Here is a 26,585-nt window from a genome sequence, read left to right as displayed (position 1 = left end):
GCAGGGTGGCCCCGCGTCGACCCCGCGTCGCCGGCCTCCGCAGCCGGCCGACCATCACGTCCCAGCCCTGGTCCAAGGTCCCCGAGCACCTGCGCCGCGACATGCAGGGCGACGTGGTCGTCGACATGGGCTGGGGACGGCTCGTGTTCGGCCAGACGTTCCGGGAGCACGGCAACATCCTCGACGTCCTCCGGGCCGAGGGCAGCGGCCAGCGGGACATCTGCATCTACCCGCCGGACCCCCAGGTGCTGGTCGGGCTCGCCCCCAGCGAGCTGTTCATCGACCCCAGCTACACGCTGCGGCTGCCGCTGCACCGCTACCGCCGCCAGACCACCCCGACCCGCGGCCTGCTGGTGCGCACGGTCGGGGCGCGCGACGAGCTGCTGGAGGCCAACCGCATCTGCGCCTCGGTCGGCATGGTCACCGGCGACGTGGACACGCTGTGGGCCAACCAGCGCACGCGCACGTTCACCTACCTGGTCGCGCAGGACACGTCCACGGGCGACATCGTCGGCACGGTCACCGGCGTGGACCACGTGCTGGCCTTCGACGACCCCGACGGCGGCAGCAGCCTGTGGGCGCTGGCCGTGGACCCGCAGTCGCGCGTGCCCGGGGTGGGTGAGGCGCTGACCCGCACCCTGGCCCAGCGCTACCAGGCCCGCGGCCGCTCCTGGATGGACCTGTCGGTCCTGGCCACCAACTCCGGGGCGCTGTCGCTGTACGACAAGCTCGGCTTCGTCCGCACCGCGACGGTCTGCGTCAAGCGCAAGAACCCCATCAACGAGCCGCTGTTCGCGCCGCGCCCGGACCAGCTGGACGACCTCAACCCCTACGCCCGCATCATCGCCGAGGAGGCGCTGCGGCGCGGGGTGCGGGTCGAGGTCACCGACGGCCGCTGGGGCGAGATGCGGCTGACCCACGGCGGGCGCACGGTGCTGACCCGCGAGTCGTTGTCCGAGCTGACCAGCGCCGTGGCCATGAGCCGCTGCGACGACAAGCGGGTCACCCGCAGCCTGCTCCAGCGCGCCGGGGTGCCCGTCGCCCGCGGTCACGAGGTCCGGGCCGGCGAGGTGGGCCCGGCCGAGGAGGAGTTCCTGGCCGCGGTCGGCGACCTGGTGGTCAAGCCCGCCCGCGGTGAGCAGGGCCGCGGGATCACGGTGGGCGTCTCGGACCTGGACGAGCTGCGCCGCGCCGTGGCCGAGGCGTACCACCACTGCCCCGACGTGCTGCTCGAGGAGCGGGTGCACGGCGCGGACGTACGGGTCCTGGTCATCGACGACGCCGTGGTGGCGGCGGCGGTGCGCCGCCCGGCCACCGTGGTCGGCAACGGCCGGGACAGCATCGCCGACCTGGTGCGGGCGCAGTCGCGTCGTCGCGAGCGGGCGACCGGCGGGGAGTCGACCATCCCGCTGGACGAGACGACCACCGCCGTGGTCAGGGCCGCCGGGCACGACCTGGCGGACGTGCTGCCGGACGGTCGGCGGCTCGAGGTCCGGCGCACGGCCAACGTGCACACGGGCGGCACGATCGAGGACTGCACGGACGAGATCTCGCTGTCGCTGCGCGACGCCGCCCTGCGCACGGCCCGCACGATCGGCATCCCCGTCACCGGCGTCGACTTCCTGGTCCCGGACCTGCGCGGCGAGGAGTTCACGTTCGTCGAGGCCAACGAGCGGCCCGGGCTGGCCAACCACGAGCCGCGCCCCACCGCGGCCCGTTTCGTCGACCTGCTGTTCCCCGCCACGGCGGGTCGCTCGCCCCGCTCCTCCGCCCGCGGCGACTGATCCGCCACGTCGGGTTCGGGGTCAGGAGTAGTTGCCCCAGACGCCCTCGGCCTTGGGCAGCGTCCGTTCGTGACCGCACCGGTCGCACAGGTAGAAGATGCCGTTGCCATCGGCTTCGGTCGCGTGGTGCCGACGCCACAGGTGCCATCCCAGCCAGCACGACAACCGACCCATCGCCCCTCCGACCTCCTCGTCGCTGCCTCCATGGTGACCCCGTCCGGGCCGTCCCGCGACCGCCCGTGCCGGGACGGTCGAGGGGGGTCTCGGACTCTGCCACGATGCTGGGGTGACTCCCCCGCACCCCCGCTCCGCGACCACGCCCACCCGCCTGCCCATCGACGCCGACTACCTGCGTGACGTCATGCTCGAGCTGCTGCGGATCCCCAGCCCGTCCGGGCGCACCGACTCGGTGATGCAGCGGGTCGGTGACCTGCTGGCCGAGCTGGGCGTCACCCTCGACCTGACCCGCCGGGGCGTGCTGCGGGCGACCGTGCCGGGGCACCGCGAGGACGTGAACCGGGCCGTGGTCGTGCACGCCGACACCATCGGGACCATGGTCAAGCGCCTCAAGGACAACGGCCGGCTCGAGGTGGTGCAGGTGGGCACCCACTCCGCGCGCTTCGCCGAGGGCGCGCACGTGACGATCCTCACCGACGACCCCGACAAGACCTACACCGGGACGGTCCTGCCGCTGAAGTCCAGCGGGCACGCCTACGGCGACGAGATCGACACGGCCGCGATCGGCTGGGACCAGGTCGAGATCCGGATCGACGCCCCCGTGTACGACGTCACCGGCCTCACCGCCCTGGGCATCCAGGTCGGGGACTTCGTCGCCCTCGACGCCGCGCCGCAGATCACCCCGCTGGGCTACGTCAAGAGCCGGCACCTGGACGACAAGGCCGGTCTGGCCGCCTGCCTGGCCGCGTTCAAGGCCCTGGTCGAGTCGGGCATCACCCCGCCGGTCACGGCCCGGCTGCTCGTGACCATCGGCGAGGAGGTCGGCCACGGCGCGACCCACGGCTTCGACGCCGGGACCGCCGAGATCGTGGCCGTCGACAACGGCGTCGTCGCCCCGGGCCAGGAGTCGCGGGAGGAGGCCGTCGCCGTCGGCATGATGGACTCGACCGGGCCGCACGACTACCACCTGACGCGGCGGCTGCTGGCCCTGGCCGACGAGTTCGCCGTCCCGGCCGTCCGCGACGTGTACCGGGTCTACCGCTCCGACGCCGCGCCGGCCGTGGAGTCTGGGGTGGAGGCACGGACCGCCCTGCTCGGCTTCGGTCTGGACTCCAGCCACGGCCACGAGCGGACGCACCTGGACGGCCTGCTGCACCTGGCCGAGCTGCTGGCGGTCTACCTGCAGACCGACCTGACCTTCGCGGACTGGGACAGCCAGGAGACCGGGACGCTGGACGACTTCCCCACCGCCGACCAGCCGACCCCGGTCGAGCCGACCGAGGTCGACCGCCGCAGCGACGTCGGCCGGGGCCAGGGCTGAGCCCTGGGTCGGCGGTGAGAGCGGCTAGCTGACGGCGACACGCCGGCGGGACCCGTCACCGGAGCGCTCACACCGCCCGGCGCCGGGGCGCTCAGCCGCGGTCGGGGTCCTGGCCGCCGAGCTCGCGGGCGTGCAGCTCGACCAGGGTCGCCAGCCTGACCGCGGACGCCTGGGCCCAGGCCCCGTCGGCGGTCTGCACGCCGAGCGCGGCCACGTTGGTGCCGTCGGACAGGTCCAGGTGGGCCCAGGTGGAGTCGCGGCCGTAGCGCACGCCGACCACCTCGGCCCAGGTCAGCCGCCGCCGGCCGAGCACGTTGCGCACGACCAGGCCGTCCTCGTCCGGCAGCAGGGCCACCGACCCGAACCGGTACAGCACCCAGGCCCCGACCAGGGCCACCAGCGTGAAGCCGACGCGGTCGCCGGTGCCGATGCCGGGGTACGGCGGGTAGCCCGCCGCCAGGGCGCCGAAGACCAGCAGCCAGACGGCGGCCAGCACCAGCGGCACCCAGCGCCCGGCGCGCGGCCGGATCGGTCGGTGCAGCTCCTGGCGCCGGTTTTTGCGCTCGGTCACCGCGCGCTCACAGCCGGCAGGCGTGGATCTCCGTGACGAGGATGGCGCGGGCGCCCACCTCCCACAGCTCGTCCATCACCCGGTTGGTGTCGGCGCGGGGCACCATGGCGCGCACCGCCGACCAGCCGGAGTCGCGCAGCGGGGACACCGTGGGCGACTCCAGGCCGGGGGTGACCGCCGCGGCGGCCTCGACCAGGTCGTTGCGCACGTCGTAGTCGATGAGGACGTACTGCCGGGCGGTGATGACCCCGGTCAGCCGCCGGGCCAGCACCTCGACCCCGGGGTGGGTCGTCCCGCCCTCGGGCACCACCAGCACCGCCTCGGAGCGCAGCAGCGGCTCGCCGAACACCTGCAGCCCCGCCTGGCGCAGCGTGGTGCCGGTCTCGACGACGTCGGCGATCACGTCGGCGATGCCCAGCGACACGGCGGACTCCACCGCCCCGTCCAGGCCGACGACCGTCGCGTCGAGACCCTGCTCGTCCAGCCAGGAACGGACCAGCCCGGGGTAGGCGGCCGCGATGCGCCGACCGGCCAGGTCGGCGGTGTCGGCGACGCCGCTGTCCACCGGGGCGGCGAACCGGAACGTCGACCTCGCGAACCCGAGGGCCAGCAGCTCCTGGGCGGGGGCGCCGGAGTCGATCATCAGGTCGCGGCCCGTGATGCCGACGTGCAGCGTGCCGCTGCCGACGTAGACGGCGATGTCGCGCGGGCGCAGGAAGAACAGCTCGACGCCGTTGGCCTCGTCGACCAGGCGCAGCTGCTTCGGGTCGCGGCGTCGGCGGTAACCGGCCTCGGACAGGATGTCGTGCGCGGCGTCGGACAGCGCCCCCTTGTTGGGGACGGCGACGCGCAGCATGGCCTGGCCGTTCGGTCCGCTGGTCATCGCCTCGGTGCTCATCACAGGTGACGGTAGACGTCGGCGAGCGTGAGGCCCTTCGCGACCATCAGGACCTGCAGGTGGTACAGCAGCTGGCTGATCTCCTCGGCGGTCCGGTCGTCGCCCTCGTGCTCGGCGGCCATCCAGACCTCGGCGGCCTCCTCGACGACCTTCTTGCCGATGGCGTGGACGCCCGCGTCGAGGGCGGCGACGGTGCCCGAGCCCGCCGGGCGGGTCACGGCCCGCTCGGACACCTCGGCGAACAGCTCTTCGAAGGTCTTCACGTGGGTAGAGCCTAAGCGGCCCGAGCGACCCGCCCGTACGTGGTCCCGCGCTCGCGCACCGGGCGACCGATCCCCGCCGCGATCGCCGTCAGGTCCTCGACCGTCTTGGCCGAGCCGTGGGCCGAGCCCGCCATCCGGCTGATGGTCTCCTCCATCAGGGTGCCGCCCAGGTCGTCGGCGCCGCCGGTGAGCATGGCCCGGGTGCCGTCGACGCCCAGCTTCACCCACGAGGTCTGGATGTGGTCGATGCGCCCGTGCAGCATCAGCCGGGCCACGGCGTGCACGGCCCGGTTGTCCCGCATGGTCGGCCCGGGCCGGGCCAGGCCGGCCAGGTAGATCGGTGAGCTGGTGTGCACGAACGGCAGCGGCACGAACTCCGTGAACCCGCCGGTCCGGTCCTGCAGCGCCGCCAGGGTGCGCAGGTGCCCGACCCAGTGCCGCGGGTGGTCGACGTGGCCGTACATCATCGTCGAGCTGCTGGGGATGCCGAGGCGGTGGGCGGTCTCGACGACCTCGATCCAGGCGCTGGTCGGCAGCTTGCCCTTCGTGAGCACCCAGCGGACGTCGTCGTCGAGGATCTCCGCCGCGGTGCCGGGGATGGACCCCAGGCCGGCGTCGCGGACCTCGGTGAGCCATTCGGCGATGCTGACGCCGGCGCGGGCGGCCGCGCTGACCACCTCCATGGGGCTGAACGCGTGCACGTGCATCCCCGGGGCGGCCTGCAGGACCGCGCGGACGATGTCGGCGTACGCGCCCGGGCCCAGGTCGGGGCTGATGCCGGACTGGATGCAGACCTCGGTGGCGCCCAGGGCCTGGGCCTCGGCCGCGCGGCGGCCCACCTCGTCCAGGTCCAGGGTGTAGGCGTCCGGGTCGCTCGCCCGCTGGGCGAAGGCGCAGAACCGGCAGCCGACGTAGCAGACGTTGGTCACGTTGATGTTGCGGTTGACCACGTACGTCACGTCGTCACCGACCACGTCGCGGCGGACGGCGTCAGCGATGCCGGTGACCGCGTCCAGGTCGGCGCCGTCGGCGGTCAGCAGGGCGAGGTACTGCTCGTCGCTGAGCCCCGCGGGGTCCTCGGCCACCCTGCGCAGGGCCACGGCCAGGTCGTCGGTGCCGAGCACGGCCGGGGCCTCGGCGTGGCGCCGCTCCCCCACCGCGTCCCAGTCGCCGTAGACGTCCGCGAAGTCGCTGCGACGGTCGTCGGTGCGACCCGTGGTGTCGACGCTCGCGTGCAGGTCGGTCCGCCCGGAGCTCACCAGGCCGCCGTCGGGCTCCTGCCAGACCAGCGGCTGCGGCATCGCGCCCTCACGGGCCAGGCCGGTCGCCGGGTCCATCAGGGCCGCCACGTGGCCGCGCAGCCGCGCGTCCAGCCAGCCCGGCGCCTCGCCGAACGCCGCCCGGGCGTAGCCGGGGTGGATGGTGAGTCGCTCCGCCAGGCGGAACCCGGCCTGCTCGGTGCGGGCGGTCAGGTCGTCCAGGTGGGGCCAGGGCCGCTCGGGGTTGACGTGGTCCGGCGTCACGGGCGACACGCCGCCCCAGTCGTCCACCCCGGCGGCCAGCAAGGCGGTCAGGTCGTCGTCGTCGCTCAGGTTGGGCGGGGCCTGCAGGGTGACCGTGGGCCCCAGCAGCAGCCGGGCCACGGTCAGGGTGGCCAGGTAGCTGTCCCGGTCCAGGTCCTGCGTCCCGCGCATCGCGGTGTCGTCCTTGGCCCGGAAGTTCTGGACGATGACCTCCTGGATCCCGCCCAGCTCGCGCGAGACCCGTCGGATCGCCAGCAGGGAGTCGACCCGCTCGGCCGGGGTCTCGCCGATGCCGACCAGGATGCCCGTGGTGAACGGCACCGCCAGGCGGCCGGCGTCCTCCAGCACCCGCAGCCGTACGGCGGGGTCCTTGTCGGGGCTGCCGTAGTGCGGACCGGACGGCTCCGACCACAGCCGAGTGGCCGTGGTCTCCAGCATCATCCCCATGGACGGCGCGACGGGCTTGAGCCGCTGGATCTCCTGCCAGCTCATCACGCCGGGGTTGAGGTGCGGCAGCAGGCCGGTCTCCTCCAGCACGGCGATCGCGCAGGCGCGGACGTAGGACAGCGTGTCGTCGAAGCCGCGCTCGTCCAGCCACTGCCGGGCCGCCGGCCACCGGTCCTCGGGCCGGTCGCCCAGGGTGAACAGCGCCTCCTTGCAACCGGCCGCGGCGCCGTCACGGGCGATCTGCAGCACCTCCTCCATCTCGAGGAAGGCCGAGGGCACCCGGTGGGGCACGGTGACGAAGGTGCAGTAGTGGCAGCGGTCCCGGCACAACCGGGTCAGCGGCACGAACACCTTGCGGGAGTAGGTGATGGTGCCGGGCCGGCCCGCGCGGGCCATGGCCTCGTCGCGCACCCGGCCGGCGGGCTCGGCCAGGGCGGCCAGGTGCTCGCCGCGGGCGTGCAGCAGCACCGTCGCCTCGGCGGCGTCCAGCGCCTTGCCGGCCCGGGCCCGGGCGACCGCGCGCTCGACCTGACGGGTGGTGGGGGCGGGGGCGGGGACCGGCGGCACGGGGAGGTCGGTCACGGGTCGAGCCTACGCGCGCGGGGGGGGTGCGTCGGTCCGTACCGGGGGGCACCCGACCGGCACGGTCGGGCGACACCGGCCGGCCGGGTCAGCCCGTGGTCGGCTCGGTGGCGGCGCCGGTCGGCGTCTCGATCACGGACGTGTCACCGGTGACCTCCCCGCCGGTGGGGACGGGGTCGTCGGTGCTCCCGCCGCAGCCGGCCAGCAGCAGAGCGGCCAGGACGGCGGCGGCGACGGGGGTGACGGGCTCATGCATGAGGTGCCTCTCGTCGGTGGGACGTGCGTGCCCTCCCCGTGCCCCGCATCCGTCCGACCATGCCGCCCCGGGCGCGAGCCCCCGGGGCCGTCGTGCCCCCGCGTGGACCGCGCGGAACGTCCAGCACGCCGTCCCGGCGGGTCGCTCAGCGCACGCCGAAGCCGACGGCGCCACCGCGCTTGAGGGCGGCGCGCAGGCCGAGGACGGTGCTGACGGCGGCCTCGGCCGCCTCGGCGCCCTTGTCTTCTGTCGAGCCCTCGAGCCCGGCGCGGTCCAGGGCCTGCTCGACCGTGTCGACGGTCAGCAGGCCGAAGCCGACCGGGGTCGCGGTGCGCACGGCCACGTCGGTCAGGCCCTGGGTGGCGGCCTGGCAGACGTACTCGAAGTGCGGGGTGCCGCCCCGGACGACCACGCCCAGCGCGATCACGGCGTCGACCTGCGGCGCCAGCGCGGCCGCGGCCACGGGCAGCTCGAACGACCCGGCGATGTGGACCTCGACGACGTCGCTCACGCCCGCCTGCTCCAGCGCCCGACGCGCACCCGCGAGCAGCCCGCCCATCACCTCCGGGTGCCAGCTGGCGGCCACGACGGCGACCTTGAGGCCCGCCCCCGAGCCGGGTTCCACGATGACTGCCGGTGCTCCGTCGCCGCTCATGCGGTCCTCCCAGGTCCTGTGGTCCCGCGTCGTGCGGGGGCGCTGCCGGGCAGGTCGCCCGGGAGCACGTGGCCCATCCTGTCGCGCTTGACCGCGAGGTAACCGATGTTGTCCGGTCCGGTGCCGACGACCAGCGGCGCGCGCTCGTCGACGTGGACGCCGTGGGCCTCGAGGTCGGTCACCTTGTCGGTGTTGTTGGTCAGCAGCCGGACCCGCTGCACGCCCAGGTCGGCCAGCACCGCCGCGGCGGCGCCGTACTCGCGGGCGTCGGCCGGCAGGCCCTGGGCCGTGTTGGCGTCCACGGTGTCCAGGCCGGCGTCCTGCAGGGAGTAGGCGGCCACCTTGGCCGCCAGGCCGATGCCCCGGCCCTCGTGCCCGCGCAGGTAGACCACGACGCCGCCCTCGGTCGCGATCCGGGCCAGGGCCGCGTCCAGCTGCGGCCCGCAGTCGCAGCGCAGCGAGGACAGGGCGTCCCCCGTCAGGCACTCCGAGTGCACCCGGGTCAGCACCGACCGGTGGCCGGGGGTGTCCCCGGGCCCCGCGGGGCCTGACGGGCCGGCCGCGGCGATCGCCAGGTGCTCGGCCCCGGTCACGTTGTCGACGTAGGCGTGCACCCGGAACGACCCGGCGACGGTGGGAAGGTCGGCGGAGGCCACGTGGCGCACCCGGGGCCGGACGTCCGGCGCGGACCGGCCGCCGGACCCGTCGACGGCCCCGCGGCTGCCGGTCGACCCCGCGTCGGGACCCTCCTGCTGGGCCCGGCGCCACGCCACCAGGTCGGCGATGGACAGCACCAGCAGCCCGTCGCGCGCGCCCAGCTCGAGCAGCTCGGGCAGCCGCAGCGGCTCGCCGACGTCGTCGACCAGCTCGCAGATCATGCCGACCGGCGGCAGGCCGGCGGCCCGGCACAGGTCGACCGCCGCCTCGGTGTGCCCGTTGCGCTCCAGCACGCCGCCCGGGCGGGCGCGCAGCGGCAGCACGTGACCGGGGCGCACCAGGTCGGCGGGCACGGTCGCGGGGTCGGCCAGCAGCCGCAGCGTCCGCGAGCGGTCGGTCGCGGAGATCCCCGTCGTCACGCCGCTGCGGGCGTCGACGCTGACGGTGTAGGCGGTCCGCAGCGGGTCCTGGCCCTCGCCGACCATCAGCGGCAGCTGCAGCGCGTCGGCGAGCTCGTCGGGCATCGGGGCGCAGATGTAGCCCGACGAGTGCCGCACGGTCCAGCCGACCCAGTGCGGCGTGGCCGCGGCCGCAGCCATGATGACGTCGCCCTCGTTCTCGCGGTCCTCGTCGTCGACCACGATGACCGGGCGACCCAGCCGGACCTGCTCGACCGCGTCCGCGACGCTCGCCAGGGCCGAGGCCGGCCCGGGCCCGCCGACGGCCTGCCCGGCGCTCACCGGGCACCGCCGTGGGCCAGCTGCGCCTCGACGTACTTGGCCAGCACGTCCACCTCGAGGTTGACGCGCTCACCCACGGCGCGGTGCCCCAGCGTGGTCGCGGCCAGCGTGGTGGGGATGAGCGAGACCTCGAAGGCGTCCGGCAGCAGCGAGGACACCGTCAGGGACGTGCCGTCGACCGCGACCGACCCCTTCTCGACCACGTAGCGGCGCAGGGCCTCGGGCAGCGACACCCGGACGACCTCCCAGCGGTCCCCGGGCACGCGGGCCAGCACCTCGCCCACCCCGTCGACGTGGCCCTGCACGACGTGGCCGCCGAACCGGCCGTTCGCGGGCATGGCCCGTTCCAGGTTGACCTGCTCCCCCGGGGCCAGCGCCGCCAACGAGCTGCGCCGCAGCGTCTCGGCCATGACGTCGACGGCGAACACGTCGTCGCCGACGTCGGTGACGGTCAGGCAGACGCCGTTGACGGAGATCGAGGCGCCCAGCACGGCGTCGGAGGTGACCAGCGGCCCGCGCACCGTGAGCCGGGCCGAGTCCGCGCCGTGCTCGACGGCGACGACGTCGCCCAGCTCCTCGACGATCCCTGTGAACATCAGACGGGCTCCTTCTCGGGGGTGCTGACCAGGACCACGTCGCCACCCAGGCGGGTGACGTCGGACAGGCGGAAGCGGAGGGTGTCGTCGACCGTGCCGACCCCGACGTCCCCGACGGCGGGGGCGCCGGCGCCCAGGACGGCCGGGGCGACGTAGGTGACGAGCTCGTCGACGGCGCCGCTGCGCAGGAACGCGGCGGCGACCGTGGGCCCGCCCTCGACCCACAGGTGGCGCACCTCGCGCGCGGCGAGCTCGGTCAGGGCCTGCTCGACGTCACGGGTGCGCAGCTGCAGGGTCTCGGCGGCGTCGTCGCGCAGCCGGGCCCCCGCGGGCAGGTCCCGCTCACCCAGCACGACGCGCAGCGGCTGGTGGGCGGCCAGCTCGGTGCGCCCGTCGGCGGCGGTCCGGCGCGTGGTCAGCCAGGGGTCGTCGGCCAGCGCGGTGCCCGTGCCGACCAGGACGGCGTCGGCGCAGGCGCGCCGGTCGTGGACGTCGGCGCGCGCGGCCGACCCGGTGAGCCAGCGGCTGGTGCCGTCGGCGGCGGCGACCCGCCCGTCCAGCGTCGCCGCCCACTTGAGCGTGACGAACGGTCGGCCCCGGGTGACGGCGTGGGTCCAGTAGCGGTTGAGCGACGTGGACTCGCTGGCCAGCACGCCCGTGACGACGTCGACGCCCCCGGCCCGCAGCACGGCCGTGCCCCCGGCGGCGACGGGGTTCGGGTCCTGCGCGCCGACCACCACGCGGCTGACCCCGGCCTCGAGCAGGGCGCGGGCGCACGGCGGGGTGCGTCCGGTGTGCGAGCAGGGTTCCAGGGTGACCACGGCGGTGGCCCCGGTCAGGTCGACCCCGGCGGCCTTTCCGGCGGCCACGGCCTCGGCCTCGGCGTGCGGGGCGCCGGCACCCGTGTGGTGGCCCTCGGCCAGCACCCGGCCGTCCGGGGCGAGCAGGACGCAGCCGACGCGGGGGTTGGGTCCGTGGGGGGCGGCGCGGGCAGCCAGGTCGAGGGCGCGCAGCATCGCCTCGGTCTCCCGAGGGGTCACCCCGTGGGCCGTCACCCCGTGGGCCGTGGCCCCGCGGTCGTGCGAACCGGTGTCCACCCCGTCTGCGCTCCTTCGTCAGGGCGCTCCGGGGGGTCGGGTACAGGCCTACCCAGGCACCGGCCGCGGGCGGGTGCCCGGGCCGTCGCGTGCGCCTCTCATCCGGACTCTCACCGTCGGTCCTGGATTTCCACCAGGTCAACCGGCCGCTGGCTGCGGTCGGGTCGCGGACTGTCACCGCCGGCTCGGAATTTCACCGACCCCGGAGCACGCGTTGCTCTCGTGCCAACAGCATGCCACGCCCGGGGATTCCGCCGTCGCACGTACGGCCCCCGGGCACGGCTGCGGGCCCGCCGTGGTCGACGGGCCCGCGCTCGTGGTGTGGTGCAGGACGGCGCTAGGTCACCAGCGACTTGCGGCGCGAGATCGCGTCGACGCTGGCCGCCAGGAGCAGGACCAGGCCGGTGACCACGAACTGGATGCCGGCTGCGCTGGTGACCAGCGGCAGCCCGTTGGCGATGACCGCGATGACCAGGCCACCGAGGATGGCGTTCTGGACCTTGCCGCGGCCGCCGAACAGCGACACGCCGCCGATCACGGCCGCCCCGACCGCGAACAGCAGGGTCTGGGCGCCACCCGTGGTCGGGGAGACGCTGTTGTCGCGGGAGGCGAACAGGATGCCCGCCACCGCGGCCATGGACGAGCAGATCATGAAGCAGGTGATCCGGACCCGGGCCACGCTGATGCCGGAACGTCGGGCGGCCTCGGCGTTGCCGCCGACCGCGTACACGTGCCGACCGAAGGTGGTCCGGGTGAGCAGGAACGTGAGGCCGACCAGGAACACGACGGCGACCGGCACGATGAACGGCACGCCCGACAGCGAGACGGGCGCGTTGGGACGGGCCCGCTCGAGGTTGAGCACGAACACCGCGGCGCCGAGCAGCACCGCGAGACCGACCACGCTGGCCCAGAACAGCGTCTGGTTGCCGACGGCGAGGCCGGCCCGCCGGCGCCGGGCCTGGTTGAGCAGGCCGACGGCGACGAACGCGACGACGACCACGGCCCAGAACGCCCAGCCGGCCCAGTCCGGGAGGTTGGTGTTCATCACCCGCAGGACGGCGGAGTCGCGGACCGGGATGGTGCCGCCGGTGCCGATGACCAGCAGCATGACCCCCTGCAGACCGAGGAACGCGGCCAGGGTGACCACGAACGACGGGATGCCGAGCATGGCCACGAGGAGGCCGATGAGCAGGCCGACGAGCGTCCCCGTGAGCACGCACAGCACTATGGCGACGTACCAGGGCGCCCCCCAGCTGCCGAGCGCCACCGCGAGGACCGCCGCGGCCGTCCCCGCCGTGAAGCCGGCGCTCAGGTCGATCTCGCCCAGCAGCAGGACGAAGACCAGGCCCATGGCGATGAAGATGACCGCGGCGGACTGGTTGAGCAGGTTGGCGAAGTTGGCCGGGGTGTTGAACACGCCCGGTCGCAGCACCGAGAACAGCACGACGAGCACGATCACGCCCAGCACCGAGCTCAGCGAGCCGATGTCGCCGGACTTGACCTTGGCGACGTAGTCCGAGACGGCCTGGCCGAGCGACCCGCGCGGGCCCTCGTCGTGGGTCGGCGCCGGGGCGACGCTGGTGGTGCCGGCGGCGGTCATGCGACGGCCCCGCTCTCCTCGGCCGTCAGGCCGATGTCGCCGCTGCGTCCGCTGGTGATCAGCTCGACGATCTGGCTGGTGCTGGACTCCGACGCCTTGACCTGCGCGGCGGTGCGACCCAGGTACAGCGCCACGACCCGGTCGGCCACCCGGATGACGTCGTTCATGTTGTGGCTGATCAGCACCACGGCCAGGCCGCGGTCGGCCAGCCGGCGCACCAGCTGCAGCACCTGCTCGGTCTGGGCCACGCCGAGCGCCGCGGTGGGCTCGTCGAGGATGACGATCTTGCTGTTCCACAGCACGGCGCGCGCGATGGCGACGGTCTGCCGCTGCCCGCCCGACAGGGCCGAGACGGGGGCCCGGACGGACTTCAGCGTCCGCACCGACAGGCCCTTGAGCGTCTCGGTGGCCGAGCGCTCCATGGCGATCTCGTCCAGGACGCCGCCGGAGGTGGACTCGCGGCCCAGGTACATGTTGGCCACGACGTCGAGGTTGTCGCACAGCGCGAGGTCCTGGTAGACGACCTCGATGCCCAGCGCGTTGGCCTGCTTGGGGGACTCGACCGTGACCGGCCGGCCCTCGAACAGGTACTCGCCGGCGTCGAAGGCGTGGATGCCGGCGATGGACTTGACCAGGGTGGACTTGCCGGCGCCGTTGTCGCCGACCAGGGCGGTGACCTCGCCCGGGTAGGCCTCGAAGTCGACGCCCTTGAGCACGTGGACGGCACCGAAGTGCTTGTCCACCTTCTTCAGCTGCAGCACGGGCTGCGGATCTGCCATGTCTGTTCCTCTCCGCCACGGGTCGTAGCGGTACGGCGGGACGGGTGAGCGGGTCGCGGGACGGTGACGGGGGCCGTGGCGTGATGCCACGACCCCCGTCACCGGTGCGTCGCGACTACTCGACGCCGACCTCGTCGCACGCCGCCTGGAGCTCCGGCGTGGTGCAGAGGTTCTCGGCCGTGGTGTAGCCGTCCGCGACGACGTCCTGGACGTTGTCGCGGAAGATGGCCACGGGCTCCAGCAGCAGCGACGGCGTGCCGTCGACGTCCTGGGTGGCCAGGCCGTCGGCCGCGGCGGTGTCTCCGGAGATGACCGCGATGGCCAGCTCGGCGGCCGCCTCGGCCTCGGCGCGGACGGCCTTGTAGACCGTCATGCACTGGGTGCCCAGCAGCACGCGCTGCAGGCCCTCGTCGGTGGCGTCCTGACCGGTGACGGGGATGGTGCCCGCCGTGCCGTTGCGCTCCAGGACGGAGATGACGGCCCCGCCGAGGCCGTCGTTGGCCGACGCCACACCCACGTACTCGCCGTTGGTGTTGGTGTCGATCTGCTCGAAGATGGTGCCGGCCTGGGTGTTGTCCCAGTCCGGGACCGACTGGTCGTCGGCGATGCCGTAGCCGGCGGCCTCGATGGCGGCCTGGTAGCCCTCCTTGAACAGGGTGGCGTTGTTGTCGGTCGGCGAGCCGTTGAGCAGGACGACGTCGCCCTCGGTGGTGCCGGCGTCCTGCAGGCAGGTCACCAGGCCCTCCCCGATGGTGGTGCCGACGGCCACGTTGTCGAAGGACACGTAGTAGTCGGCGCCGCCGCCCACGGTAAGGCGGTCGTAGTCGATCACGGGGATGCCCGCGGCCGCGGCGTCGGAGATGACGGCCGTGCCGGTCTCGGAGTCGAGGTTCACGATCAGCAGGGCGTCGACGCCGGCGTTGATCATGCCGTCGGCGATCGTCTGGAAGGCGGCGGTGTCGCCGTTGGCGTTCTGGATGTCGGCCGTCACGCCGGCGGCCTCGAAGGCCTCCTGCAGGAAGGGCCGGTCGGCGGTCTCCCACCGGGCCGAGCTGGCGGAGTCGGGGAGGATGACACCGACGGTGCCCCCCTCCGCGCTGCCACCGGCGGCCTCGTCGGTCGCCGGGTCGCTCGCGTCGTCGGCGGGCGCCTCGGAGCCAGCGGCACCTGCGTCGGTGTCGGTGTCGGCGGTACCGGAGTCGCCGCACGCGGCGACCGCGAGGGCGAGCACGACGCCGGTCGCTGCCACGACAGCACGATTTGTTCTCATGGGTGAAGCCTCCTGGATGCGACAGTGCACCTCTGGGCTCGTGCTGCAGGGAGCAGTCGAACAGCCCTCGGGGCCCCTACGGGGTGGACCGACGGTAGGCCCGGGAAACCGTCCCTGACCAGCACTTCCTGGTCACGGTTCGGACACGCAACTAATTGGCTCCCGGGCGTACCGCTGCGTAGTCGGAGGGGCCCCGATCAGCCCACGGACATCAGCCGCGAACCAGGCTGCGCAGGACGTACGGGAGGATCCCGCCGTTGCGGTAGTAGTGCGCCTCGCCCGGCGTGTCGATCCGGACGACGGCGTCGAAGGCGACCTCGGCCCCGTCGGTGCGGGTGGCCACGACCCGGACCGTGCGCGGCGTCGTGCCCTCGTTCAGGGCCGTCACCCCCGTCACGGCGTAGGTCTCGGTGCCGTCCAGGCCGAGCGACGCCGCCGACTCCCCCGCCGGGAACTGCAGCGGCAGGACGCCCATCCCGATCAGGTTGGAGCGGTGGATCCGCTCGAAGCTCTCGGCCACGACGACCTTCACGCCCAGCAGGGCCGTGCCCTTGGCCGCCCAGTCGCGGCTGGAGCCCGAGCCGTACTCCTTGCCGGCCAGCACGACCAGCGGCGTGCCGGCCTCGGCGTAGTGCTGCGCGGCGTCGTAGATGAACGCCTGCTCGCCGTCGGCGGTGAAGTCGCGGGTGTAGCCGCCGCTGACCCCGTCCAGCAGCAGGTTGCGCAGCCGGATGTTGGCGAAGGTGCCGCGGATCATGACCTCGTGGTTGCCGCGCCGCGAGCCGAAGGAGTTGTAGTCCTTGCGCTCGACGCCGTTGGCCTCCAGGTAGGCCGCCGCGGGCGTGCCGGCCTTGATGGCCCCGGCGGGGCTGATGTGGTCGGTGGTGACCGAGTCGCCCAGCAGGGCCAGCACCCGCGCCCCGGTGACGTCGGCGACCGGGGAGGTCTCCATCGTCATGCCGTCGAAGTACGGGGGCTTGCGGACGTAGGTCGACTCGCTGTCCCAGGCGAAGGTGTCGCCCTCGGGCGTGGGCAGGGCCTGCCAGCGCTCGTCGCCCGCGAACACGTCGGTGTACCCGGCCGTGAACATGCCCTCGGTGATGGTGGAGTCGATGACCCCCTGGATCTCCTCCGCGCTCGGCCACACGTCGGCGAGCATGACGTCGTTGCCGTCCGGGTCGGTGCCCAGCGGCTGGGTCGCGAAGTCGAAGTCCATGCTGCCGACCAGCGAGTACGCCACCACCAGGGGCGGGCTGGCCAGGTAGTTCATCTTGACGTCCGGGTTGATCCGGCCCTCGAAGTTGCGGTTGCCGGACAGCACGCTGGTCACGGCCAGGTCGCTGGCCTGGATGGCCTCGCTCACCTCGGTCGGCAGCGGGCCGGAGTTGCCGATGCAGGTGGTGCAGCCGTACCCAACGAGGTTGAACCCCAGCTTGTCCAGGTACGGGGTCAGGCCGGCGGCGTCGTAGTAGTCCATGACGACCTTGCTGCCGGGGGCGAGCGAGGTCTTGACCCAGGGCTTGCGGGCCAGGCCGCGCTCGACGGCCTTCTTGGCCAGCAGGGCGGCCGCGACCATGACGGTCGGGTTCGAGGTGTTGGTGCAGGACGTGATGGCCGCGATGACGACCGCCCCGTGGTCGATCTCGGTCGCGGTGCCGTCGGCCATCGTCACGGCGGTGGGCCGGCTGGCGCGGTGCTGCGCCGGGACCGAGCCGACGCCCGCACCGGGGGCGGGCTCGTCGTCGGCCGCGCCGGGGCTGACCGCGGGCGCGTCGGAGGCCGGGAAGCTCTCGGCCGAGGAGGCGTCGGTCAGGGTGCTGACGCCGCCGTCGGCCGTGCCGTCGGAGCCGGCGTAGTCCGGCAGCACGGCGAGGAACTTCTCGCGCGCCTCGGACAGGGCGATCCGGTCCTGCGGCCGCTTGGGCCCGGCGATGCTGGGGACCACCTCGGACAGGTCGAGCTCGAGGTACTCGCTGAAGCGCGGCTCGACGTAGTCGGCGGCTTCCGGGTCGTGCCACATCCCCTGCGCCCTGGCGTAGGCCTCGACCAGGGCGACCTGCTCCTCGCTGCGCCCGGTCAGGCGCAGGTACTCCGTGGTGACGGAGTCGACGGGGAAGATCGCGCAGGTGGACCCGAACTCCGGGCTCATGTTGCCGATGGTGGCGCGGTTGGCCAGCGGCACCGCCGAGACGGCGTCGCCGTAGAACTCGACGAACTTGCCGACCACGCCGTGCTGGCGCAGCCGCTCGGTGATGGTGAGCACGACGTCGGTGGCGGTCACGCCCACGGGGATCTGGCCGGACAGCTTGAAGCCGACCACGCGCGGGATGAGCATCGAGACGGGCTGGCCGAGCATGGCCGCCTCGGCCTCGATCCCGCCGACGCCCCAGCCGAGCACGCCGATGCCGTTGATCATGGTGGTGTGGGAGTCGGTGCCGACCAGCGTGTCGGGGTAGGCCACCGTGCGGCCGTCCACCTCGCGGGTCATGACGCCGCGGGCGAGCCGCTCCAGGTTGACCTGGTGGACGATGCCCACGCCGGGCGGGACGACGACGAAGTCGCTGAAGGCCGTCTGGCCCCAGCGCAGGAACTGGTACCGCTCGCGGTTCCGCTCGTACTCGATGGCCATGTTGAGCTCGAGCGAGTCCGCCTGGCCGAAGCTGTCGACGATGACGGAGTGGTCGATGACCAGCTCGGCCGGGGCCAGCGGGTTGATCCGCCCCGGGTCACCGCCCAGGTCGACGACGGCCTCGCGCATGGTGGCCAGGTCGACGATGCAGGGCACACCGGTGAAGTCCTGCATCACCACGCGGGCCGGGCTGAACTGGATCTCGGTGTCCGGCTCGGCGTCGGCCCGCCAGGACCCGAGCGCCCGGACCGCGTCCGCGGTCACGTTGACGCCGTCCTCGGTGCGCAGCAGGTTCTCCAGCAGCACCTTGAGGCTGAACGGCAGGTCCGCGGAGCCCTCGACGGCGTCGAGCCGGTAGTACTCGTAGGAGCGGCCGCCGACCTCCAGGCTGTCACGGCTGTCGAAGGTGTTCGGGTGCTGTCCTGCGCTCATGGGCGTCCCTCTCGGCGTCGAGTCAGTGCATCGGGTCAGTACGGGCTCCCGGCCGTCCATCCTGCCCCAGGTGGGACGCGACGGACAGCCAAAGTCTCTTGACGTCAAGATATCAGGCGGGAGCCTCGGGGGTGTAGAGCGCGACGCACTCGACGTGGTGCGTCATCGGGAACGCGTCGAACGCCTCCAGCGCGCGCAGGCCGTAGCCCCGGTCCCGCAGCAGCGCCGTGTCGCGGCCCAGCGAGGCCGGGTCGCACGCCACGAGCACCACCGCGCGGGGACCTCGGGCCACCACCTGGTCCACCACGGCCGAGCGGGCGCCGACCCGCGGCGGGTCGAGCACCACGACGTCCGCCCGGGCCGGGACCTCCGGGGAGCGCAGCGCCCGCTCGACCCGGTCGGCCACCACCCGGACCGTGGCCCGGTCGTGCACGTTGCGGCGCAGGTCGGACACGGCCCCGCGGTCGGACTCCACGGCGACGAGCTCGCCCCGGCCCGCCAGGTCGTCCGCCAGCGCCAGGGTGAACAGCCCGGCCCCGGCGTACAGGTCGAGCACCGTGTCACCGGGGCCCGCACCGGCGTACCGGCGCACCGTGCTGACGAAGGTCTCGGCCGCGGCGGGGTGCACCTGCCAGAAGCCGTCGACCCCGACCCGCAGCCGGCCGGCCCCCGGCACGTCGTGACGCACCCAGGTCCGCCCCGCCACGCGGGCCGGCCGGCCGGCGGGTCCGCCCACCAGGCCCAGCGCGTCGACCCGCGGCAGCCGGCCGCGGCGCGGGCCCTGCTCGGCGCGGACCACGGCCCCGTCGTCCCCGGTGGACACCGACACCGACGCCACCCCGGGCCACGGCAGCCGGGTGACCCCGGTCGCGTCGACGGCGTCGGTGACCAGGGGGCAGCGCTCGACCGGCAGGACCGCGTGGCTGCGGTGCCGGTGGAACCCGGTCCGCCCCTGCGCGTCCACGGCGTAGCGCACCCGGGTGCGCCAGCCCAGCCCGGTCTCCTGCCCCGGGGCCCGGCCGGGCTCGGGCAGCGCCTGGACCTGCAGCGGCCCGCCCGGCAGCGTCTCGGGGTCGACTCCACCGAGCCGGACCAGCTGCTCGGTGACGACCTGCGCCTTGAGCCGCCGCTGCGCCGGCAGGGACGCGTGCTGCAGGTCGCAGCCGCCGCAACCACCCGGGCGCGCGTGGGGGCAGGGCGGCTCGACCCGGTCCGGGGAGGCCGCGAGCACCTCCACCGCCTCGGCGCGCCAGAAGCTCGCCCCCTCCGGCGCGTCGGTCAGCCGCGCCAGCACCCGCTCCCCCGGCAGGGCGTGGCGCACGAACACCACCCGACCGTCCGGCACGTCCCCGACCCGGGCCACCACGTGCCCGCCGTGGGCCACGGGCCCCGTGGTCAGCTCCAGCAGCTCCTCGCTCATCCCAGCGGGTCCCGGTCGCTGTCGGCGGCGCCCGCGCGGGTGGCCTCCTGGACCAGGCTGCGCTCCCCCGCGGCCCGGGCGGCCAGGTCGCCGTCGGCCAGCGTGGAGGCCAGCTGCCACGGCACGCTGACGACCATGACCCCCGGGGTGGCGGCCAGCCGGGCCCGCAGCCAGATGTTCGACCGGTTGTGCAGCACGGCCTCCCACCAGTGCGCGACCACGTACTCCGGCAGGAACACCGTGACGGCGTCGCGGGGGCCGCGGGCCCGCAGGCTGCGGACGTGCTCGACGAGCGGGCGGGTGATCTCGCGGTACGGCGAGTCCAGCACCCGCAGCGGCACCGTGATGCGACGGCGGGCCCACTCCTCGGCCAGCTCCTGGGCCAGGGCCGGGTCGGAGGCCACCGTGACCGCCTCGAGCGTCGAAGGGCGGGTCGCGCGGGCGTAGGCCAGTGCGCGGGTGACCGGGCGATGCAGGCGCGAGACCAGCACCACGGCGTGCACCCGGGCCGGCATGGCCTCGGTGGCGTCGTCGTCGGGCAGGGCGACCTCGTCGGCCACCAGCGCGTAGTGCCCGTGGATGCGTTGCATGCCCACGCCGACCACCACCATCACCAGGACCGAGGCCCAGGCGCCGTTGGGCACCTTGGTCAGCAGCAGCACGACCAGCACCGTGCCCGTGCAGACCGCCGCCACCACGGCCAGCGCCATGCCCGCCCGGGGCCCGGCCCGCGGGCCGCGCCAGCCGGGACGGGTCCGCAGCGACCAGTGCCGGGCCATGCCCACCTGGGCCAGCGTGAACGACGTGAACAGCCCGACCAGGTACAGGTCCAGCAGCGGGCCGACCCGGGCCTCCAGCACCAGCAGCACCGCCACCGCGCCGAGGCCCAGCACGAGGATGCCGTTGCTGTGGGCCAGCCGGTCGCCGCGGCGGGCCAGCTGGCGCGGCAGGTAGCCGGAGTCGGCCAGCGTGGCGGCGAGCAGCGGGAAGCCGTTGAACGCGCTGTTGGCCGCGGCCAGCAGGACGGCCACGGTGACCACGGCCACCAGGACCGCCCCGACGCTGCCGGGCCCGAACACGGCCTCGGCCAGCTGGGCCAGCACCGTCTGCTGGGTGAACGTCTCGCACGGCTCGGGCAGGCCGCCGAGGTCGCAGGCGTCGCGCGTCACCGTCACGCCGCTGATCACGGCCAGCGCCACCACGCCGCCGATCAGGGCGATCGTCATCCCGCCCACGCCGAGCAGGGTCACCGCCGCGTTGCGCCCCTTGGGGCGACGGAACGCCGGCCCGCCGTTGGCGATGGCGTCCACCCCGGCCAGGGCGGCGCCGCCGCCGGCGAAGGCGCGCAGCACGATGAGCCCCAGCGCCACGGTGGTCAGGTCGGTGTCGCGCACCACCTCGTAGCCGGCGCTGGCCGCGACCGGGGCGTCCCCGCCCGCCCAGCGCAGCAGGCCGGTGACGACCAGGACGCCGATGACCAGGACGAACCCGTAGACCGGCAGCATGGCCGACCAGCCCGCCTCCCGCCGGCCGCGCAGGTTGACCACCATGACCAGCAGCACGGCGGCCACCGCCAGCGGGATCCGGGCCGAGTCCAGCACCGGCAGCACCGAGACGAGGTTGTCGATCGCGGCCGCCGCGCTCACCGCCACCGTGAGCGTGTAGTCGACCAGCAGCGCCGCCGCCGCGACCAGGCCCGCACGCGGGCCCAGGTTGCGCGAGGCGACGGCGAAGGACCCCCCGCCGCCGGGGTAGGCCCGCACCAGCGGCCCGTAGGAGATGACGACCACGGCGACGACCACGCACACGGCCAGCGCCACCTCGGGCGCCAGCACGAGCGTGGCCACCCCGCCCAGGGCGAGGATGACCAGCAGCTCCTGGGTGGCGTAGGCCACCGACGAGACGGGGTCCGCGGCGAACACCGGCAGCGCCAGCCGCTTGGGCAGCAGCGTGTCCTCCTCGCGGCTGCTGGGACGGGCCCGGCCAAGAAGCAGGCGTTTGGGCACGGCGAGCAGCGACGTCACGCGCCGATGCTAGGCCCGTGCCCTCCCCCTCGGTGGCCGCGGCGCTACCGTGACGTCGTGCACTTCGTGGTGATGGGATGCGGACGGGTCGGCGCCCGGCTGGCGCACGACGTCGAGGAGCAGGGGCACTCGGTCGCCGTGATCGACATGGACCCTGACTCGTTCCGGCGCCTCGGCCCGGACTTCTCCGGCCGCACGGTCGCCGGCATCGGCTTCGACCGCGACACCCTGCTGCGCGCCGGCATCGAGGAGGCCTACGCCTTCGCCGCGGTCAGCAGCGGCGACAACTCCAACATCATCTCCGCCCGCGTGGCCCGCGAGACCTACTCCGTGGCCCGGGTGGTGGCCCGGATCTACGACCCCGGCCGCGCCGAGGTGTACCGCCGTCTGGGCATCGCCACCGTGGCCACGGTGCCGTGGACCTCGCGGGAGATGATCGCCGAGCTGCTGCCGACCGACTCCGCCCCGATGTGGACCGACGAGGCCACCCGGGTGGCGATGGTCGAGCTGTCGCCCGACCACGGCTGGCTCGGTCGTCCCGTGCGCGAGCTCGAGGCCGCCACCGAGGTGCGGGTCGCCTACCTGACCCGGCTCGGGCACGCCGTCATCCCGCGCTCGGAGACCGTCCTGCAGGACGGCGACCGGGTCTTCGTGGTCGTCGAGGCCGCCCGCCGCCGGGCCGCCGTCGACGCCGCCGCCGCCCCGGCGGAGCGCTCCTGATGCGCGTCGTCATCGCCGGCGCCGGCAGCGTGGGCCGCTCCATCGCGCGCGAGCTGATCGGCAACGGCCACCAGGTCCTGCTCATCGACCGGCTGTCCAAGGCCGCGCGGATGAAGGACGCCCTCGAGCAGGCGGAGTTCCTGTACGCCGACGCCTGCGAGATCGAGACCCTCGACGAGGGCCGCCTCGACACCTGCGACGTGCTGGTCGCCGCCACGGGCGACGACAAGGTCAACCTGGTCGTCTCGCTGCTGGCCAAGACCGAGTACGGGGTCCCCCGCGTGGTCGCCCGGGTCAACAACCCGCGCAACGAGTGGCTGTTCGACGACGCCTGGGGCGTCGACGTGGCCGTGTCCACACCGCGCCTGATGACCGCGCTGGTGGAGGAGGCGGTCGAGGTCGGCGAGATGGTCCGGCTGTTCCAGCTGCAGCAGAGCTCGGCGTCGCTGTTCGAGTTCACCGTGCCGGCGGCCTCCCCGGTGGCCGGCACCGCCATCCGGGCCATCACGCTGCCCCAGGACACGGTGCTGACCTGCATCGTCCGCGACCACCGGCCCATCGCACCCACCCCGGACGACACGGTCGAGGCCGGCGACGAGCTCATGCTGCTGACCACCCCGGACCAGGAGCAGGAGCTGGCCGGGCTGCTGGCCTCCTGGCGGTCCGAGGCGCGCCAGGCCGGGCGGGGCTAGGAGCTCTCGGGCAGCGGCTGCGGCGCCGCCGGTGCGGGCAGGTCGTCCGCCTCGGTCAGCGGCGTCCGGCCGGCGGCCAGCAGGGCCCCGATGACCAGGACGGACACGCCGAGCAGGGGCCAGCCGAGCACGATCTTGCTGACCCCGAGGGCCACGACGGACCCGGCCAGGTAGAGCGGGAGCTGGACCACGACCCGGATCACGTAGTTGGCCAGCAGCACGGCGGTCAGCTTCTGGAACAGCAGCCGCACCCCGCGCCGCCGGCGCCAGCCGGTCGGGTCGCCCGTCACGGCCCCGAACAGGAACCCGACGACCGGCCAGCCCGTGACCATGGACACGCCGAACACGACGGCCAGGGCGGCGTTGTAGAGGATGCCCGGCAGGAAGAAGTCGCTGGCGTTGCCGGTACGGGTCGCCACGACCGCGGCTATGACGAGCCCCAGCACGCCCGACATGACGTGCACCAGGGTCTGGCGCTGCAGCAGCCGCAGCAGCACGAACACCGCCATGCCGGCCCCGGCCACGACCAGCGAGGTGCGCAGCTGGTCGCTCAGGCTCCAGGTGACGACGAACAGCAGGATCGGCACGGCCGCCTCCAGCGTGCCGCGCCAGCCGCCGAGGGCCTTGAGCAGCTCGGTGCGGACGACCTCCTCGACCGTGGTCGGGGCGGCGGGCGCGGCCGGGGGCAGGGCCTCGTCCGGACCGGGGTCCGTGGTCACGCGCGCAGCGGGAGCAGCTCGTAGGACGGGTTGTAGATGACCCGGGTGCCGCCGCTGCAGTGGCTCACGGTGCCGGTCACCTTGATCTGCCGGCCGGGCTCGATGCCGGCGATGGCGCTGCGGCCGATCCAGCGCAGCCGGACCGTGCCGGAGCCGTCGTACAGCTCCGCCTCGATCGTGCAGGACGTCGCCGCGGGCTCGACGGTGACCGAGCGCAGCGTGCCGCACAGCGTGGCCCGGCACCGATCGGGCAGCGAGGTCACCGGGGTGCCACCGAGGCGCCCCGACGTCTCGGCCTGCCGCCGGGCGGCCACCTCGTCGTCGCTGCGCGTCAGGGACGACAGCGCGCTCCGCCAGCTGCGATCGTTCATGGCTCGAGGGTACGACCGGACCGAGGGTGCTCGGGGACGCGGTGCCGGAGTCTCACCCGTCCGTCGGTCCCGTTGCGTCCAGGCCCGGCGCGCCGGCGGCCGGGCCGTCGGAGGCCGCGGGCGGCGCGGCGGGGGCCGCCGCCGGCTGGACCCGGCGCGCGGACTCCGGCACCCGCAGCGGCAGCGGCTCGCGAGGGGCCATGGGGTCGGTGCCCCGGACCACCACGGTGCCGCGGACCAGGTCCTCCAGGTCGGTGCCCCGGGCCCGGGAGGCGAGCTCGTCGGGCAGGGTGGCGCCCACGGACTGCAGCACCTCCGGCCCGCTGAACACCGCACGGACGAACCAGCGGGGGCCGTCCACGCCGCAGAACCGCTGCACCTGCAGCACCTTGCGGCCGTCCGGCAGCGTGGTGGGGACGCGGGCGACCAGCTCGGTGCCGAAGCTGCCCTCGCGCTCCTCGGTCGACCCGCCGCCACCGGCGACGGCCTTGGCGATCTCCGGGCGCACCTCGTCCCACACCCCGGCGCTGCGGGGCGCGGCGAAGGCCGTGAGCTGCACCGACGACGCGTCGGCCTGGACGGTGACGGCCGCGACGTTGCCCGACGTCTTGTCCACGTCGAGCCGGATCTTGAGGTCCTTGCGCGCCGGGAGCCGCAGGGCGCCCAGGTCGAGCACGCCCTCGGTCGGGGCGGCCGGGTCGCGCGAGTCCATCGGGCCGGTCTCGGGCGAGACGACCTGCTCCTGCGACGCGGGGTCGGGCTGGCTGGGGTCGGGGCGGGTCCTGCCGCTCCAGAAGGGGCTCACTGGTGTCCTCCGTGTCCTGCGCCCGACGGGGGTCCGCCCGGTGCGCTGAGGTGCGTGGTCGTGCTGGTCAACGGGGCCGTGCCGCTCAACGGGGAGGTGCCGGTGCTGCCGAAGCCGCCCTCGCCCCGGTCGGAGCCCGGCAGCCGGTCGACCTCGACCAGGCGCACCGACGGCAGCGGCATCACGACGAGCTGGGCGACCCGGTCCCCGACCTGCAGCGTGACCGGGGTGTCCGGGTCGGTGTTGAGCAGGGTGACGCGGATCTCGCCGCGGTAACCGGCGTCGACGGTGCCCGGCGCGTTGAGCACCGTGACGCCGTGCCGGGCCGCCAGCCCCGACCGGGGCAGCACGAACGCGGCGGTCCCCGCGGGCAGGGCCACCGCCACCCCGGTGCCCACCGTGGCGCGGGCCCCGGGGGCCAGGGTCACCTGCTCGGTGGTGGCCAGGTCGAGGCCTGCGTCCCCGGGTCGCGCCCGGGCGGGCATGGCCGCCCCGGCCGCGCGTCGCACCAGGACGTCGACGTCGGCGTCGTCGCCCCCGCCGTGGGGCGGGGTGCCGGTGTCGTCGTCGCTCGGGTGCACCCGACGACTCTAGCCACGGCCGTGGCAGGCTGTTCCCGTGCCTACCGTCTACTCCGAACGGCTGTGGCCGGCGGCCTGGGTCTGGGCCGGCGGCGTGCTCGTGGCCCTGACGCTGGGTGTCGTCTTCGTCCCCGCCACCAGCATCCCCGTCGCGGTCGTGGTCGGCGCCCTCGCCCTGGTCGGGGTGTTCCTGCTGCTGCGGTCCTGGAGCCCCGTGGTCCGCGTGGTCGAGCCCACCCCGGACGCCGGGCTGTGGCTGCAGGCCGGGCAGTCGCGGATCCCGCTCGCCGCGCTCGGCGAGCCCGTGGAGCTCGACGAGGACGGGATGCGGGCCGCGCTGGGCCCGGCCCTGGACGCCCGGTCGCACCGTGTCACCCGCGGCTGGGTGGGCAGCGGCGTGCGGCTGCCGGTCACGGACCCCCGCGACCCGGTCCCCTACTGGCTGGTCAGCACCCGATCCCCCGCCCGGCTGGCCGCCGCGCTCGACGCCGGGCGGGCCGTGGGCCACGACGGCTGAACGGGCGGCGGCACCCACGGGGTGCCACCGCCCGTCCGGGCCGCGCCTGGTCCGTCCGGGGCTGCCCGGGCGGGCCTCACCGATGGCTCAGGCGCACTCGGAGCAGATCGGCAGGCCGTCCTTCTCGCCGGCCAGCTGGCTGCGGTGGTGGACCAGGAAGCACGAGCCGCACGTGAACTCGTCCTGCTGGGCGGGGAGGACCTGCACCGACAGGTCCTCGTTGGACAGGTCAGCGCCGGGGAGCTCGAAGCCCTCCGCCGCATCGGTCTCGTCCTCGTCGACCTGTCCGGTCTTGGCGTCGCCGCGGCGAGCCTTCAGCTCCTCGATCGAGTCCTCGGAGTCCTCGTCGGTCTTGCGCGGTGCGTCGTAGTCGGTCGCCACTGGCGTCGTCACACTCCACGTCTGGAAGTCGTCTGCCCCACCGGTCCCGTTGGGGCTGTCACGCCAACGTCGGTGGGC

Annotated in this window: 26 protein-coding genes and 1 riboswitch; of the genes, 5 read left to right on the top strand and 21 right to left on the bottom strand. The window is 74.5% G+C overall.

Annotation, left to right across the window (positions count from 1 at the left end; all coding sequences use genetic code 11):
- The first annotated feature begins 5 nt into the window (after positions 1–5).
- A complete protein-coding gene (gene ngg, locus SJY06_RS13495) occupies positions 6–1,784 on the top strand; it encodes an N-acetylglutaminylglutamine synthetase (RefSeq protein WP_380169712.1) in 1,779 nt (592 codons plus the stop codon).
- Positions 1,785–1,805: 21 nt separating this feature from the next.
- Here ngg and SJY06_RS13490 read toward each other — a convergent pair whose 3' ends face one another.
- On the bottom strand, positions 1,806–1,958 hold the full coding sequence (locus SJY06_RS13490) for a hypothetical protein (protein ID WP_380168055.1): 153 nt from the start codon (positions 1,956–1,958) through the stop codon (positions 1,806–1,808).
- 112 nt (positions 1,959–2,070) lie between these two features.
- Between SJY06_RS13490 and SJY06_RS13485 the strand changes: the two genes are divergently transcribed.
- A complete protein-coding gene (locus SJY06_RS13485; protein WP_380168054.1) occupies positions 2,071–3,282 on the top strand; it encodes an osmoprotectant NAGGN system M42 family peptidase in 1,212 nt (403 codons plus the stop codon).
- Positions 3,283–3,373: 91 nt separating this feature from the next.
- Here SJY06_RS13485 and SJY06_RS13480 read toward each other — a convergent pair whose 3' ends face one another.
- The 15 genes from SJY06_RS13480 to SJY06_RS13410 form a co-directional block, all read right to left on the bottom strand.
- Positions 3,374–3,853: a PH domain-containing protein gene (locus SJY06_RS13480; RefSeq protein ID WP_380168053.1), complete on the bottom strand. Its 480-nt coding sequence runs from the start codon at positions 3,851–3,853 to the stop codon at positions 3,374–3,376.
- A gap of 7 nt (positions 3,854–3,860) precedes the next feature.
- The gene (gene hisG, locus SJY06_RS13475; protein ID WP_380168052.1) at positions 3,861–4,751 is read right to left on the bottom strand and encodes an ATP phosphoribosyltransferase; all 891 of its coding nucleotides are present in this window, start codon (positions 4,749–4,751) and stop codon (positions 3,861–3,863) included.
- Positions 4,751–5,014, bottom strand: coding sequence for a phosphoribosyl-ATP diphosphatase (locus SJY06_RS13470; protein ID WP_380168051.1), 264 nt, complete (start codon positions 5,012–5,014; stop codon positions 4,751–4,753). The genes hisG and SJY06_RS13470 overlap by 1 nt, the downstream gene beginning before the upstream one ends.
- 11 nt (positions 5,015–5,025) lie before the next feature.
- On the bottom strand, positions 5,026–7,566 hold the full coding sequence (locus SJY06_RS13465; protein ID WP_380168050.1) for a bifunctional FO biosynthesis protein CofGH: 2,541 nt from the start codon (positions 7,564–7,566) through the stop codon (positions 5,026–5,028).
- Positions 7,567–7,654: 88 nt separating this feature from the next.
- On the bottom strand, positions 7,655–7,822 hold the full coding sequence (locus SJY06_RS13460) for a hypothetical protein (RefSeq protein ID WP_380168049.1): 168 nt from the start codon (positions 7,820–7,822) through the stop codon (positions 7,655–7,657).
- A gap of 145 nt (positions 7,823–7,967) precedes the next feature.
- Entirely contained in the window at positions 7,968–8,477 is a 510-nt protein-coding gene (gene ribH, locus SJY06_RS13455) for a 6,7-dimethyl-8-ribityllumazine synthase (RefSeq protein ID WP_380168048.1), read from the bottom strand.
- Complete coding sequence (gene ribA, locus SJY06_RS13450) at positions 8,474–9,874, bottom strand: GTP cyclohydrolase II (RefSeq protein ID WP_380168047.1); 1,401 nt, start codon at positions 9,872–9,874, stop codon at positions 8,474–8,476. Before ribA ends, ribH begins: the two co-directional genes overlap by 4 nt.
- The gene (locus SJY06_RS13445) at positions 9,871–10,470 is read right to left on the bottom strand and encodes a riboflavin synthase (RefSeq protein WP_380168046.1); all 600 of its coding nucleotides are present in this window, start codon (positions 10,468–10,470) and stop codon (positions 9,871–9,873) included. The genes ribA and SJY06_RS13445 overlap by 4 nt, the downstream gene beginning before the upstream one ends.
- Positions 10,470–11,567 (bottom strand): bifunctional diaminohydroxyphosphoribosylaminopyrimidine deaminase/5-amino-6-(5-phosphoribosylamino)uracil reductase RibD, encoded by a 1,098-nt coding sequence (gene ribD, locus SJY06_RS13440; protein ID WP_380168045.1) that lies wholly within the window; start codon positions 11,565–11,567, stop codon positions 10,470–10,472. The genes SJY06_RS13445 and ribD overlap by 1 nt, the downstream gene beginning before the upstream one ends.
- Before the next feature lie 85 nt (positions 11,568–11,652).
- Positions 11,653–11,782: riboswitch (FMN riboswitch) on the bottom strand.
- A 122-nt stretch (positions 11,783–11,904) separates the two neighbouring features.
- Positions 11,905–13,167: a sugar ABC transporter permease gene (locus tag SJY06_RS13435; RefSeq protein WP_380168044.1), complete on the bottom strand. Its 1,263-nt coding sequence runs from the start codon at positions 13,165–13,167 to the stop codon at positions 11,905–11,907.
- Positions 13,164–13,946 carry an ATP-binding cassette domain-containing protein gene (locus tag SJY06_RS13430; RefSeq protein ID WP_380168043.1) on the bottom strand — a complete coding sequence of 261 codons (783 nt, stop codon included), beginning with the start codon at positions 13,944–13,946 and terminating at the stop codon, positions 13,164–13,166. The genes SJY06_RS13435 and SJY06_RS13430 overlap by 4 nt, the downstream gene beginning before the upstream one ends.
- Positions 13,947–14,061: 115 nt before the next feature.
- Complete coding sequence (locus tag SJY06_RS13425) at positions 14,062–15,195, bottom strand: sugar ABC transporter substrate-binding protein (RefSeq protein ID WP_380168042.1); 1,134 nt, start codon at positions 15,193–15,195, stop codon at positions 14,062–14,064.
- Positions 15,196–15,427: 232 nt separating this feature from the next.
- Complete coding sequence (locus SJY06_RS13420; protein ID WP_380168041.1) at positions 15,428–18,277, bottom strand: aconitate hydratase; 2,850 nt, start codon at positions 18,275–18,277, stop codon at positions 15,428–15,430.
- A gap of 112 nt (positions 18,278–18,389) precedes the next feature.
- Complete coding sequence (locus SJY06_RS13415; protein WP_380168040.1) at positions 18,390–19,697, bottom strand: class I SAM-dependent RNA methyltransferase; 1,308 nt, start codon at positions 19,695–19,697, stop codon at positions 18,390–18,392.
- Positions 19,694–21,721, bottom strand: a complete 2,028-nt coding sequence (locus SJY06_RS13410; protein WP_380168039.1) for an APC family permease — start codon at positions 21,719–21,721, stop codon at positions 19,694–19,696. Before SJY06_RS13410 ends, SJY06_RS13415 begins: the two co-directional genes overlap by 4 nt.
- 57 nt (positions 21,722–21,778) lie before the next feature.
- Between SJY06_RS13410 and SJY06_RS13405 the strand changes: the two genes are divergently transcribed.
- Together SJY06_RS13405 and SJY06_RS13400 are read left to right on the top strand one after the other, a co-directional pair.
- Positions 21,779–22,441, top strand: coding sequence for a potassium channel family protein (locus tag SJY06_RS13405; protein WP_380168038.1), 663 nt, complete (start codon positions 21,779–21,781; stop codon positions 22,439–22,441).
- The gene (locus SJY06_RS13400; protein ID WP_380168037.1) at positions 22,441–23,133 is read left to right on the top strand and encodes a potassium channel family protein; all 693 of its coding nucleotides are present in this window, start codon (positions 22,441–22,443) and stop codon (positions 23,131–23,133) included. The genes SJY06_RS13405 and SJY06_RS13400 overlap by 1 nt, the downstream gene beginning before the upstream one ends.
- Here the strand turns inward: SJY06_RS13400 and SJY06_RS13395 are convergent.
- From SJY06_RS13395 to dut, 4 genes are read right to left on the bottom strand one after another with little or no spacing between them, the layout of a single operon-like run.
- On the bottom strand, positions 23,130–23,852 hold the full coding sequence (locus SJY06_RS13395) for a DUF3159 domain-containing protein (protein ID WP_380168036.1): 723 nt from the start codon (positions 23,850–23,852) through the stop codon (positions 23,130–23,132). The genes SJY06_RS13400 and SJY06_RS13395 overlap by 4 nt on opposite strands.
- A complete protein-coding gene (locus tag SJY06_RS13390) occupies positions 23,849–24,223 on the bottom strand; it encodes an OB-fold nucleic acid binding domain-containing protein (protein WP_380168035.1) in 375 nt (124 codons plus the stop codon). Before SJY06_RS13390 ends, SJY06_RS13395 begins: the two co-directional genes overlap by 4 nt.
- A 52-nt stretch (positions 24,224–24,275) precedes the next feature.
- A complete protein-coding gene (locus SJY06_RS13385) occupies positions 24,276–25,028 on the bottom strand; it encodes a DUF3710 domain-containing protein (RefSeq protein ID WP_380168034.1) in 753 nt (250 codons plus the stop codon).
- A complete protein-coding gene (dut, locus tag SJY06_RS13380; protein WP_380168033.1) occupies positions 25,025–25,609 on the bottom strand; it encodes a dUTP diphosphatase in 585 nt (194 codons plus the stop codon). Before dut ends, SJY06_RS13385 begins: the two co-directional genes overlap by 4 nt.
- 37 nt (positions 25,610–25,646) lie before the next feature.
- Between dut and SJY06_RS13375 the strand changes: the two genes are divergently transcribed.
- The gene (locus SJY06_RS13375) at positions 25,647–26,126 is read left to right on the top strand and encodes a DUF3093 domain-containing protein (RefSeq protein ID WP_380168032.1); all 480 of its coding nucleotides are present in this window, start codon (positions 25,647–25,649) and stop codon (positions 26,124–26,126) included.
- An 87-nt stretch (positions 26,127–26,213) separates the two neighbouring features.
- Here the strand turns inward: SJY06_RS13375 and SJY06_RS13370 are convergent, their stop codons facing one another.
- The gene (locus SJY06_RS13370) at positions 26,214–26,507 is read right to left on the bottom strand and encodes a DUF4193 domain-containing protein (protein ID WP_380169711.1); all 294 of its coding nucleotides are present in this window, start codon (positions 26,505–26,507) and stop codon (positions 26,214–26,216) included.
- Positions 26,508–26,585: the final 78 nt, after the last annotated feature.

Origin of the sequence: Jannaschia sp. R86511 (assembly GCF_042466345.1) — a bacterium.
In the GTDB taxonomy this organism is placed as follows: domain Bacteria; phylum Actinomycetota; class Actinomycetes; order Actinomycetales; family JBBAYJ01; genus Aquipuribacter.
The sequence above is the reverse complement of the archived record's forward strand: the minus strand, read 5'-3'. Positions and strand labels throughout refer to the sequence as shown.

Excerpts from the sequence above, each read along its gene's own strand:
- SJY06_RS13490 (WP_380168055.1), bottom strand. The coding sequence starts at position 1,958 with ATGGGTCGGTTGTCGTGCTGGCTGGGATGGCACCTGTGGCGTCGGCAC.
- hisG (WP_380168052.1), bottom strand. The coding sequence starts at position 4,751 with ATGAGCACCGAGGCGATGACCAGCGGACCGAACGGCCAGGCCATGCTG.
- SJY06_RS13460 (WP_380168049.1), bottom strand. The coding sequence starts at position 7,822 with ATGCATGAGCCCGTCACCCCCGTCGCCGCCGCCGTCCTGGCCGCTCTG.
- ribH (WP_380168048.1), bottom strand. The coding sequence starts at position 8,477 with ATGAGCGGCGACGGAGCACCGGCAGTCATCGTGGAACCCGGCTCGGGG.
- SJY06_RS13445 (WP_380168046.1), bottom strand. The coding sequence starts at position 10,470 with ATGTTCACAGGGATCGTCGAGGAGCTGGGCGACGTCGTCGCCGTCGAG.
- SJY06_RS13435 (WP_380168044.1), bottom strand. The coding sequence starts at position 13,167 with ATGACCGCCGCCGGCACCACCAGCGTCGCCCCGGCGCCGACCCACGAC.
- SJY06_RS13430 (WP_380168043.1), bottom strand. The coding sequence starts at position 13,946 with ATGGCAGATCCGCAGCCCGTGCTGCAGCTGAAGAAGGTGGACAAGCAC.
- SJY06_RS13420 (WP_380168041.1), bottom strand. The coding sequence starts at position 18,277 with ATGAGCGCAGGACAGCACCCGAACACCTTCGACAGCCGTGACAGCCTG.
- SJY06_RS13415 (WP_380168040.1), bottom strand. The coding sequence starts at position 19,697 with ATGAGCGAGGAGCTGCTGGAGCTGACCACGGGGCCCGTGGCCCACGGC.
- SJY06_RS13400 (WP_380168037.1), top strand. The coding sequence starts at position 22,441 with ATGCGCGTCGTCATCGCCGGCGCCGGCAGCGTGGGCCGCTCCATCGCG.
- SJY06_RS13390 (WP_380168035.1), bottom strand. The coding sequence starts at position 24,223 with ATGAACGATCGCAGCTGGCGGAGCGCGCTGTCGTCCCTGACGCGCAGC.